Origin of the sequence: Candidatus Electronema sp. PJ (genome assembly GCF_048287395.1) — a bacterium.
Taxonomy (GTDB): Bacteria; Desulfobacterota; Desulfobulbia; order Desulfobulbales; family Desulfobulbaceae; genus Electronema.
In genome coordinates, this window is record NZ_JBLWEO010000056.1 from 25,489 (window position 1) to 36,977 (window position 11,489).

Genomic DNA, 11,489 nt, shown 5'->3' on the forward strand with positions numbered 1-11,489 from the left:
AATGATCAGTGCTGCGAGAGAACATGCCCGCCATGTCTTGAAAAGACTCCAAGCCAGCTTGCGCTTGCTTTGGCTCGCGTATCCCAAGACGGTGGAATGCAATCTTTGTGGCTGGCAAGGACGAGTCTTTTTGAGCGATTCATGGCATAAATATATCATGTGTCCAGTATGCGGCTCGAACACTCGGCACCGGCTCTTCTTCGCTGTGCTCCAGCACAATCAGACCCTGTCTTTCGCTGCCCTGATTCGGAATAAGAGCATACTCCATTTTGCCCCGGAATGGAGCATACGCTCTCGGATTCAGCAGCTTACTGCCTCCTATAAAACAGCGGACTTCCTGCGCAAGAACTGTGAGTTCAAACTGGACATGTCCAATATGCCAGAGATACAGGACGGTAGCTTTGATACGGTTCTGGCCTTTGATGTGCTTGAGCATGTGCCCAACTATATTGCAGCCCTTGTTGAGATCAGGAGAATCCTCTCCCCGCAAGGAGTTGCCATCCTCACGGTGCCGCAGAAAGATCACTTGCCACACACCTACGAAGACCCCTCTATCGTTGCTCCTGAAGAGAGAACCAGGCATTTTGGCCAATGGGATCATCTGCGGATCTTTGGCGATGACTTTCCTCAGCTTGTTGAGGCACAAGGCTTTGTTGTCACCACGGTTGATGCCACGCTTTTTCCACTTGCTCTGCAAGCACGCCACGTGCTTTGCCCACCTCTACGTTCCACCCATCCTCTTGCGACAAACTTCAGAAAGGTCTTCTTTTGTCAGAAGCAGGCTTGACCTATCGTGAGTCAAGGTAAAGCCATTGCCATCCTTGCCCTGACCAAAGGTGGCAAGGAGCTAGCAACCCGGCTTGCCGCTCTGCTGCCTGAGAGCGAAGTGGTTAGCAATCAGGCTGGTATCAGCAAGACCCTGGCCCACGTTTGGCAGGACTACGAGCAGCTGCTCTGTATCATGGCGGCGGGGATAGTTGTCCGCGCTCTTGCGCCATTGCTCTGCGACAAAACCACTGATCCGGCAGTTGTTGTCTGTGATGAACAAGGGCAGTTTGCGGTCTCGTTGCTGTCTGGGCATCTGGGTGGTGGCAATGCTCTGGCTCGCCAAGTTGCGGCCCTACTGGGTGGGCAAGCAGTGATCACCACAGCCTCTGATGTGCTGGGCCACACGGCCTTGGATCTCTGGGCGCGTGATCTAGGCTTAGTGGTTGCTGACCGCGACCGTTTAACTCAGGTCATGGCCAAGCTGGTCAACAGTGGCTCAGTACGCTTGTACAGTGAATACCCACTCCCAGAACTACCCAAAGATATCCAGCGCACCACAGATCCAGAAGCTGCCGATCTCCTGATTAGCTGCCGGACAAATTGGCCTGCGCAGAAGGTGCTGCTGCATCCGCAATCTCTGGTTGTTGGTATCGGCTGCAATCGGAATACTTCAAGGCAAGAGATTGCTGAAGCTCTGCGGCAAACATGTTTGGAGAATGGTCTTGCGTACCAAGCAGTGGCCCGGTTGGCGACTATTGATTTGAAAAAGGATGAACCAGGCTTACTGGCTCTGACTCAAGACCAGGGTTGTGCCCTTGAATTGTTGTTTCATACCGCAGAAGAACTGAATAGCGTGGAGGGCATCTCTACCTCAGCCGCAGTCTTGCGCGCAACCGGGGCAAAGGCCGTAGCCGAACCCGCAGCCATCCTCAGTTCTGGCAATGGCCCCTTGCTGGTACGGAAGACGAAATATCCCAACGTGACTGTTGCCATTGCGGAAATCAACTGCTTTTCCTGTTCAGGCGAGTCTTAGATTCGCCCTTCCATAACTAGGCGATTATCCCCTCGCCTCTACGCCTTATATCCATTGATGAAGACGCATACATCCCGAACCGGCACCCTGGTTGTGGTCGGCATTGGCCCTGGTGCAGCTGACCTGATTACTCCGCGTGCCCGCCTTGCGATTGTCCAAGCTGAGGTCATCGCAGGCTATCGCACCTACCTGGACTTAATCACCGATCTTCTTCGCCCAGAACAAGAGATCCTTGCCTCCTCGATGATGCAGGAAGTTGACCGCTGTCGCGGGGCCTTGGCTCTGGCTGAGAACGGCAGAAACGTGGCCCTGATCTGCGGCGGGGATCCCGGCATTTACGCGATGGCTGGGCTGGTGTATGAGTTAGTTAAAGAGAGCAACAGCACCTGTCACATCGACATCATCCCAGGTATTGCCGCCCTAAATGCCTGCGCAGCTGTGCTCGGCGCACCCCTGATGCACGACTTTGCCGCCATCAGTCTTTCTGACCTGATGACACCCTGGCCGCTGATTGAAAAGCGGCTCCAAGCCGCAGCCGCAGCGGATTTTGTCACCGTCCTTTATAACCCCAAGTCAGGCAGGCGCATCCAGCAAATCGTCCGGGCACAAGAGATCATGCTCGAACACCGAGCACCCGCAACGCCGGTCGGCATCGTCTCTGGCGCAGGCCGTGCCCATGAAAGCGTTCGTCTTACTAACCTGGAGCAGATGTTGCAGGAAGAGATTGGGATGCAGACCACGGTCATTATTGGCAACAGCAGCACCTTTGTCTGGCAAGATAAGATGGTCACACCCAGGGGCTATGCTAATAAATATGATTTAGGGGCAGAGAAGGTCTCTGGCTAGAGCCTGCGGCTCGGCAAGAGGCAGTTGGCGCAGTATTCAGAGTCGGTAGGCAAGGAGTTTGCTTGAGCCGCAAAGGAGTGCGGCTCGGCAACAAAGGAGTTCTGCTTGGCCAGACTCCTTGCTTACTCGGCAGAACTCCTCTGCAAGTTAGCCCAACTCCTTTGCGGCCAAGCCGAAAAGAAGTGCTTGCGAGCCGAATACCTCTGTGAAAAGGCGTACTTTGAAAGGCTATTTGGCTGGGCTGCTTGGCTTCGTGGTGTTGTTCGTAGTGGTTTTGGTGTTGTTTGTCGTCGTGGTTGTGGTGGTTGTGGTCTTTTCCGTGCTGGCAGGCAAAGCGGTGTTGTGGGAGTTAACGGTGATCTCATTGGCTGTCATCCGCTCTCCAGCAGAATCAATTCCTTTGGCCATGACCGCGCCTGTGGCGAAGACTATGGACAACGGCGCACTGCCAATTTCTTGGATCACCTTGGCCGTAGCACTCAACGACTCACTGGTTTGGCCCAAAGGCCGCGAGGCATCATTCATCTTGATGCCATAAGCATCATCGCGGGACATCGCCGAGACGATAGTCCTAAGCAGCGGAATCATATTCATCGAGACCTGTACTGGTTGCCCATTGCTGTCCCTGGTTGTCACAGTCAGGGTTGGCACATCCTCACCAGGGATGCCTGCTAGCTCTTTCTCCCGCAAAGCCAAGATCTTTTGCTTGGTTTCCTCTTCCTTCATGCGCACATTCTCCCAAGCAGCCATGCGGCCATCATCCAGGAGGCCACAACCAGAGACAAGGAGAGAGCAGCACAGGGCAGCAGCGCAGTACGAGGTCTTCAGTTCCTTCATTGTTTCTTCCTTTTTTGCGTGAGTTCATGGTTCGCTGGGAAGAGCTTGCCCAAGGGGTGCCTGTCCCAGCGAGGGTGTTTTTAAAGGTAGGGCGCGGCCCCCGCGCCAATACATGAATGCCATTTCAGTTACATATTGAATATATCACTCAACTTTCGGTTATAGTTGTAGCTGTTGCCTAAAGTATTTGTTAGATAATTTTCAAGACTCTCTCCCTGACGCAACCAAACAAGTACTTCGGTCTCACCGTAAGAAATGCCATTACCTACTTTTACAATCCTTTCATCTGGAATGTTAAATACAAAGATATTGCTGGAATTCTCGACAATTTCTTTTATTGTGCCGCTTTCCGCTGCGGCTTGATAATCCTTGCATAAGGACAAGAAAGGACTAAGGCAATTGTTATTACCAAGATTGTTTTGAGCATGGAGTTCGGCTGCGAACAGAATGATTAATTCTTTTTTAGGAATATCTGATTCTATAGATGACATATCCTCTTCAGCTTTTTTTAAACATAATTCACAAAAAATCGAAAAATCGACACCATTTAATACGGGATTTTTTGGCTTAAAAGTCTCTTTTCTACCGGATGTTCCATATCTATATAGTGTCATCATCTGAATAACATCCCGTTTACCTTGAACGACGGGTTTCCCGCAATGTTCGGATGTTTTCATTTGTAGTGCTTCTCTCCCCATCCCATCCGCCTCCTTCTCCAACCCCTTATCATCATTCACCGCCACCCCACCAGCCATTTGCATTGTTGGCTGCACACGTCCTTGCTTTTGCTGCACCACATGCCACGCCTCATGCGGCAGGTGCTTCTCTTGCCCTGGCGCAACATGTATTGCCGTGCCCTGGGTGTAGGCATAGGCATTCAGCTGCGCGGGCTTGCCGGAATTGTAATGCACCCGCACATCATCCATCGCCATACCGGATAGATTCTCCACCCCTGCCTTTAAGTTATCCGGCAGACCAGTGTTGTTCTCCATCGGCTCCTTAGCCTTAAACTGCAACTCGTCTTCATCAAGTGGGCCTTTCTTCTGTACCGGCTCAACCTCGCTCTCCTTCTTGCCAAACAACTGCACCAGCTTGTTCGCACGCGGGCTGTTGTTGGCCATATCCTGCATTGCCGCTAGCCGCTTTGACCGTGGACTGTTGTTCGCCATTTCAATCAACTTCCGCTGCGCAACCGCTTTAGGCCGGTTGTCAATAAGCTCAAACGTGGATTCACTGTTGCTGCGCTTCTGCACTGATTCATTGGCAGCAGCCCGGCTCTTCTGCTGCTCTTGCTGCTGCACTGAATTACGTCTTTCCGGCTCGTTGGATTTGTCAGCATACTGGGTCATTTTTCTCTCCTCCTGATAAAGATTGGGATAGGGTTGGGCACTGCATTGAGTCTGAATTGGCCTGAATTTTATCACGGATAATCCTTCCTCACGACTGCAAAGCGGATGATAACTACCAGAGCAACAAGAAGCAAGATCAGAAAATCTGTGGCCTTGTTTATATAGATCGGATCGCAGGCAAAGCTAATATAAATCAAGATGCCTGTAATTACCGCCAACAACCAGAAGAGCCATTTGTAGGCGCGGCAAATATCTTCCAGAGCCGGATAAAAGAAGGCAAGAACAATATACACGGCAAAGAAGATCAGTAGGATGTCCCAGGCTATCCTAATCCACCATCTAATTGGACAGGCCCACTGGCAAAGCCAAGGGGCGTAGTGGTTCATCAGCTGCCCCACCGTATCTGCCTGATCTTCATGCTTGACCTGAAACTGCTGTTTGACCAAGCGGTACATATCACCTCCACCACAGACTGGTGCTTTCATTTCCTCCTTTTTCGCCGCCTTATCCCCTCCTTTCTCTATAAACGGTAGCGGAAAGAGGCCAATGCCTGCAAAGTTATTCTTGGCATATTGCAAAGTCTGATACAGTTCGCCTACTTCCAGCTTTTCCCCGCAGCTGTCTGTCAATAAGGGAATAATCTTCTGGTTGAGCACAGCTTGCTGGTCAGGAAACTTCTGCTCAACTACTAAGCGAATTTGCTTTTCTGTTTCTGCCGGTTTTTTTTCCAGGGCAACCACGATATCATCAAAGAAGTTTCCTGGCTCTTTTGCTACCTGAACAAAGAAATCCTGGAAATCAGGGTCATCCACTGCTCTTAAGATAAACTCGTCAGGAATCAGCAGACTCAGTCGTTTGTCAGGAAGAGGTTGCTGCTGCGCCAATTTGCTGCTCAAGGCACCAACTGGCAGGTCAAGCAACCTTTCTCGCAACAACTTGACAAACGAGAGGAAGCACGGGTAATTGTCAGGCAGGTCTGTCAGGTAGAGCATGATTCCATCACCCATCGTGGCCATAGGTACATCACCAAAACTGGCATAGGGTTTGATGGTATTGAGCAGATCGTTATCTAATTTCGTGCTCAGTTGCGCAAGAATGATCTCAGTGAGTTCTTCTGCCTTTTTCCCAGCTGGACAATTGTCATGTTCGGTCAGGCAGCCCCAGTCTTCCTTGTAGATCACCAGATCTACCTTCACCTTATGCTGTCTGGCTTGATTGACAAAGGCACTATAGTCTTTCTGCCAATGCCACAGGTTCTTTATCTGATTGTCTTTATCAATGCGCAGATAGAAATAGCCTAATCTGGATACAGCACTGAAGTCAACCTGGCTAGGCTTGCCTGCTGCTGACCAATAAGGATATAGGCCATAAACAGTGTTCTCTGGCACCGCAACACAACCGCAGTTGCCTGTTTTGAGGTTAATCGGGGCCAAAGTGTAGTCTTTCGGTTCAGAAAGCCTGAGCTTATCTGCCATCAGGACTTTGATTGGCTGAGGGAGATTTGCTATATCAAGAACAATGGGTGGTCTGGCAGGACGGAAGGGTGGCACAACCAGTACCGGAAATTTGATCGGCACATTCTGCTTATCGTCATCTATAGGCAGTGGTGGATATCTGTTTTTTATTAAGGCTTGCACATAGGCCAGCTGCGTTGGGTATTCATTGCCATATAAACGCGCAACTGCCTTTTCTACCTCCTGCTTCACCCCGCGTTTGCGCATCTGCTCGGCATTGGGTTCGTTCGGCTGATAGGTTACTGTCTTTTCGATATCTGCTTCAGCAAGTATGCGTTGATTCTGCCGGAAGTAATTTTGGAGCAGGACAGCATTGGCTTTGAGCATGGCTGTCAGTTCTGCAAAGCTGTAGCCGTTACGGTTCTCCCATCTGACCGCACGCACCACATCTGGGGGCTGATTCATCAGCATCTGGCTGAGGGCATTGGCTTTGAGCAGATAGAGATGACTGTGCTTCTTGGCGAGTTCCACAGTTTTTTTGACCCACTCCTGCGTCGGGTCTTGGGCAAACTGGGCAAGGATTTTCTGCACCTCACCTGCGAGTTTATAGCGGGTTATATAATATTTGCCCTCTAGCACGGCCAGTTTATCCACTAAAGGGGCAGGCACACCTTTGCCCTTGAGAATCAAGAGGGAATTGCTGGACAGGAAGTACACCATGTTGAGGAAGTTTGCCGTGGCCATAATGTCAGACTTGTAGGCCAGTATCTTCTCTCGGATCTGCTCCTGCAAGCCGCTTTCCAGCATGGTAAGATTGAGATACCGAGTGCCATTGAGATCCTGGATCCCTTCAATAATAAAGGGAGGCAGTTCAGCCTTTTTCATCTCCTCTAACAGTGTATCTTGGACAATGTATTGAATGAGCACCCCGCTGCGGTGGAGTTCCAGCTGAGCCAGCAAGGCTTCTACCTTGCCCCAAGCTAGATCATCTTCGCGGTACTTATTGTCCTTCATTTCTGCCAGCTGCTCATACTGCTTGTCAGGAATGAAGGGATACATCTTTTTGATTGCGGCCAGCGAGGCATCGGTGAGCTGGTAAGTGGCTTTGGTGTCTGTCTCCGCAAAGATGATCTTCAGGGTGCGCACATCAAAAAAGTCATCTGCCAAGGAAGAAAGTGGCTCCTCCGGCTTGGTTGGCACCCCAGCAGTTGGATAATCCAACGCAATACCACTACCAGAGATAGTGACAGATGGCGGGCTGCTGTTCTGCTCCTCTGCTTGACAGGGTAAAGCAGTAAGCAAAAGACAGCTGAACACGAGGAGGAGGCAAAGCCGCAGGTCCTGATTTAAGGTATGCAGTAGATTCATGGAGTTTCTCTCAGTGATAACTTCTCAAACAGCCTACATGGTTTTTCCTTCTTTCATCAACTCACGAGCTATGCCTTTCCGTAGATCGCTGGCCGCAATCTCGCCGCTTTTCTTTTGCATAGCTTTGATTGCCCCATAACGCACTACATTGAGAATTGCGCCACCTGCAAGCTGGTATTTCTCTGCCAGCTCATCCAGGTGAACATCCGCCGCCAGCTGACATTTATCTCCTAGTGCATTTTGCCATAAACGTAGCCGCAAATCTGCTTCAGGTATAGGAAAGTAGATTACCGACTGGAAACGCCGGGCAAAGGCCTCATCAATATTCGCCTTGATATTCGTAGCAAGAATCACGGTGCCAGGAAAGTCCTCCACCCGCTGGAGCAGATAGGATATCTCCTGATTAGCATAGCGGTCATTGGAGCTACTGGTCTGGGTGCGCTTGCCGAATAAGGCATCTGCCTCATCAAAGAAGAGGATCCAGTTCCGGTTCTCCGCCTGATCAAAGACATGCGCGAGATTCTTTTCCGTCTCCCCAATGTACTTAGACACCACCATAGACAGGTCAATCTTATATACATCTGCACCCACTGATTTACCAATCAAGCTGGCAGTAAGCGTCTTGCCAGTACCTGGTGGCCCATGAAAGAGACTGCGAAACCCTGGTTTCAACGACTTGCCCAAGCCCCAGTCATCCATGAGAAACGCTGAATGCTCTATCCACGTCCTGATGTTCTCCACCTCTTCCATTACTTCTTGGGCCAGCACCAGATCAGACCAATCGAGCTTGGTGCTGACCAGCTTGGCTGGGAAATTGAGGCTGTATTCTGGCTTATGGATGCCACCGGTGGTGAATTTGCGTAAATACTCTTCCGAGATTACCAGCGCACCACTGAAGAATGGCTCATGACCTGCTTCCTGCGTCACCCTTAGGATGTTGTGTTTAAAGAAGCAGTGCTCCCGATCAAAGAGCCGCAGCAGCTCAAAGCGGCAGGCTAAATCGTTGCCCGCAAGCAGGAAGGCAGCAGTTTCCGCTGTAGGCAGAAAACCGCTGTGGGATTTGCCGTTGAGTCCGCCGAATTGGGTATAACCCCGGTTAAACTCTTTATTGTTGGCGAAAAAGACATCGAGTACATGCGGACTGATATGCGGCAGCAGGGCAAGTATCAATACCAGCCGCTCGGCCAAACCAAAACCGTGCTCCCTGATGGTGCAGGCATAGGGGGAACAGTCCGTGCTCAGGTCAGGTGGGGGAATATCGCTTATGCACAGGCTTTGCGGCCCTTCCTGCGTAAAGTGCAGATCGAGTGCGGCTGTCAGGACACCATGAAACCAGGCGATTTCCTGCGCCAAAGCAGCAGCGTTGGAGTGCAGGAATGATGAATCAGAGGCGAAAAGGGCAGCGGACATGTTTATTGTGGTTTGAAGGTCAAGAACAGGCAGCAGCTCAGTAAACCAGACTTTTTTCCTGCGTACAATGCGCTATTCATTGTTTACCATGCGGCAAAGTAAGCTTCCTCTGAGGTAAGTCACGCTTGACATGAGGCAAAGCAAGCTTTCCCCAAGGCATGTCACGCTTGACGTGTGGCAAGTAAAGCGTGATTTGAGGCGTTTCATGTTTGACCTGCGGCAAAGTAAGCTTCCTCTGAGGCATGTCACGCTTGACATGGGGCAGGTCACGCTTTCCCTGAGACAAATCACGCTTGCCTTGAGGCAAGTAAAGCGTGACTTGAGGCGTTTCACGCTCTCCCTGAGGCAAAGCACGCTTGACATGAGGCAAGTCATGCGTGACGTGAGGCAAGTCAAGCGTGACTTAAGGCATTTCATGTTTGTCCTGCGGCAAAGTACGCTTCCTCTGAGGCAAGTCAAGCGTGACCTGTGACAAAGCACGCTTCACCTGAGGCATGTCATGCGTGACATGGGGCGCGTCACGTGTTCCAAACAGCCAAGCAAGCAGCCCGTATGTAGCGGCAAGCCGCGCCTTGCTCGCCTACAGGGTAGGGCACGGCCCCCGCGCCAATACATGCGTGCCATGAAACAAAATGGTGCGCGAACGCATCCTACAGGGCTTTAATCTATTTTATAATGCCGATCTCTAACTTTTATTCTATGATTTCGATAAGCTGCCCATAACTCTGGTTCTTGATCCCATGGAGCTGCCACTTCTTTGCCTTTCATATAGAATTTGATTTTGTTCAAATCTAATCTACTTGCTCTTTTTTGACCATTTTTTTCTGCCCATTCAGCTCTAACGACTTCTCTGAATATTTTTCTCAGTTCGGCTCCAGTTATACTATCAAATTTTTTTGTTACAACTGCTGCAAGGTCAACTTTGTCGAGTTCAAAATGTATAAATCCATCAGTATCTTTTGTAATGTATTCAATAGCTTTTTTGCAAGCTTCTTTGAAATTCACATTACTTTCTTTTGAACTCAAATCAGGATTTCTCTTTATGAGTCCTTTAGCGTAGTTAGCAGTTTCCTTATCCGCCGCCTTTAACAAATCAATCTTTCCAAAACCAACACCAAGTGCTTTGTTCATACTATCTACTGTTGGGTGATCAAATTTATTAGATAGTCCTTCTCCTCTTCCTTCTCCTCTTCTGGGATCAGTATGCTCTTTCCTTGCTTTTTCCATCCCATATAATTTGTCTCCCTTTTTAAACGAGCTACTCAGTTCTCTATCGAAGGTAGGTTGATTTTTTAAGAATGGTAATACGTCACTTTGTTTCGCTACTCGGACTGGTATTTCCCATGTTGATATCGCAGGATTTAAAATTGCATTTTTCATATATACAGGATATATGTTGTTATCCGCTTCCGCTCGAAGTTCATTCGCTACCTTACCATTTTCTTCAATTGGTTCTGTTGAGCCTTTGCCGATATATACTTTACGTTGAATCGAATATTGTTGATTAGTGGATCTATTATTAAATTCAGCTTGCATTTGAGTGACTTGGTTTGCCTCTGGATTGTTGTTCGCTATGCTCTGAATAACTCTAAGTTGAGTATTTATAGGGGACAGACCACTTTTTTTGTTGCTTGAGCTGTCGCGAATGTCATCCTGCAATTCTCTGAGTTGAACTGCCTCTGGTTGTGGAGCTACAGGTTGAAAAGCCTTTCGCCCCATCACATCCGCCTCCTTCTCCAACCCTTTATCATCATTCACCGCCACCCCTTCCGCCATCTGCATCGTCGGCTGCACCCGCCCCTGCTTTTGCTGCACCACATGCCACGCCTCATGCGGCAGGTGCTTCTCCTGTCCCGGCGCAACATATATCGCCTGCCCCTGCGTGTAGGCATAGGCATTCAGCTGCGCAGGCTGGCTGGAATTGTAATGCACCCGCACATCATCCATCGCCATCCCGGATAGGTTCTCCACACCCGCCTTCAAATCATCCGGCAAACCAGTCTTGTTCTCCTGCTTCTGCACCGGCTCTTCCGCCTTGAACTGCAATTCTTCCTCATCCCCAAACCCCTTTCCCTTGCACTGCACGGTCTCATCTTTCTTGAATTGCAGCTCGTCTTCATCCAAAGGCCCCTTCTTCTGCGTCACTCCTGGCAGCACTGGTGTTTTCCTCTGCGGGCTGTTGTTGATTATCGCCAATAGCTTCCGCATCTGTACATCGTGAGGATTCACACTTCTATCCGCTATCGCCTGCAACTGCGCAATGCTCTTCGTATGCGAGCTGTTATCCACAAACCGAACAGCCTCACGCTCTTCCCGCTTGCAAGAAAAATTGTTCGCAACTGCCCGGCTTTCATTATCCTGTGTTCTGTTCGCACTTGCCTTCATGATCTCCTCCTTTTCAGTTTGTTGAAATTGTGCAACAAG

At 49.9% G+C, this 11,489-nt stretch carries 8 protein-coding genes; 3 read left to right on the top strand and 5 right to left on the bottom strand.

The features are described 5' to 3' along the window. Position 1: 1 nt before the first annotated feature. From ACNKIB_RS08720 to cobJ, 3 genes are read left to right on the top strand one after another with little or no spacing between them, the layout of a single operon-like run. A complete protein-coding gene (locus ACNKIB_RS08720; RefSeq protein ID WP_417910155.1) occupies positions 2–787 on the top strand; it encodes a class I SAM-dependent methyltransferase in 786 nt (261 codons plus the stop codon). Between the two features lie 6 nt (positions 788–793). Beyond that, entirely contained in the window at positions 794–1,801 is a 1,008-nt protein-coding gene (locus ACNKIB_RS08725) for a cobalt-precorrin 5A hydrolase (RefSeq protein ID WP_417910156.1), read from the top strand. A 57-nt stretch (positions 1,802–1,858) separates the two neighbouring features. Next, positions 1,859–2,647: a precorrin-3B C(17)-methyltransferase gene (cobJ, locus tag ACNKIB_RS08730; RefSeq protein WP_417910157.1), complete on the top strand. Its 789-nt coding sequence runs from the start codon at positions 1,859–1,861 to the stop codon at positions 2,645–2,647. Positions 2,648–2,875: 228 nt separating this feature from the next. Here the strand turns inward: cobJ and ACNKIB_RS08735 are convergent, their stop codons facing one another. The 5 genes from ACNKIB_RS08735 to ACNKIB_RS08755 form a co-directional block, all read right to left on the bottom strand. After that, on the bottom strand, positions 2,876–3,484 hold the full coding sequence (locus tag ACNKIB_RS08735) for a hypothetical protein (protein WP_417910158.1): 609 nt from the start codon (positions 3,482–3,484) through the stop codon (positions 2,876–2,878). A gap of 128 nt (positions 3,485–3,612) precedes the next feature. Further along, positions 3,613–4,833 (bottom strand): DUF4157 domain-containing protein, encoded by a 1,221-nt coding sequence (locus ACNKIB_RS08740; protein WP_417910159.1) that lies wholly within the window; start codon positions 4,831–4,833, stop codon positions 3,613–3,615. A gap of 71 nt (positions 4,834–4,904) precedes the next feature. After that, positions 4,905–7,655, bottom strand: coding sequence for a hypothetical protein (locus tag ACNKIB_RS08745; RefSeq protein ID WP_417910160.1), 2,751 nt, complete (start codon positions 7,653–7,655; stop codon positions 4,905–4,907). 33 nt (positions 7,656–7,688) lie between these two features. Beyond that, entirely contained in the window at positions 7,689–9,065 is a 1,377-nt protein-coding gene (locus ACNKIB_RS08750; RefSeq protein WP_417910161.1) for an ATP-binding protein, read from the bottom strand. Between the two features lie 660 nt (positions 9,066–9,725). Continuing rightward, entirely contained in the window at positions 9,726–11,450 is a 1,725-nt protein-coding gene (locus ACNKIB_RS08755) for a DUF4157 domain-containing protein (RefSeq protein WP_417910162.1), read from the bottom strand. Between the last annotated feature and the right edge of the window lie 39 nt (positions 11,451–11,489).

Excerpts from the sequence above, each read along its gene's own strand:
- ACNKIB_RS08720 (WP_417910155.1), top strand. The coding sequence starts at position 2 with ATGATCAGTGCTGCGAGAGAACATGCCCGCCATGTCTTGAAAAGACTC.
- cobJ (WP_417910157.1), top strand. The coding sequence starts at position 1,859 with ATGAAGACGCATACATCCCGAACCGGCACCCTGGTTGTGGTCGGCATT.
- ACNKIB_RS08735 (WP_417910158.1), bottom strand. The coding sequence starts at position 3,484 with ATGAAGGAACTGAAGACCTCGTACTGCGCTGCTGCCCTGTGCTGCTCT.
- ACNKIB_RS08740 (WP_417910159.1), bottom strand. The coding sequence starts at position 4,833 with ATGACCCAGTATGCTGACAAATCCAACGAGCCGGAAAGACGTAATTCA.
- ACNKIB_RS08745 (WP_417910160.1), bottom strand. The coding sequence starts at position 7,655 with ATGAATCTACTGCATACCTTAAATCAGGACCTGCGGCTTTGCCTCCTC.
- ACNKIB_RS08750 (WP_417910161.1), bottom strand. The coding sequence starts at position 9,065 with ATGTCCGCTGCCCTTTTCGCCTCTGATTCATCATTCCTGCACTCCAAC.
- ACNKIB_RS08755 (WP_417910162.1), bottom strand. The coding sequence starts at position 11,450 with ATGAAGGCAAGTGCGAACAGAACACAGGATAATGAAAGCCGGGCAGTT.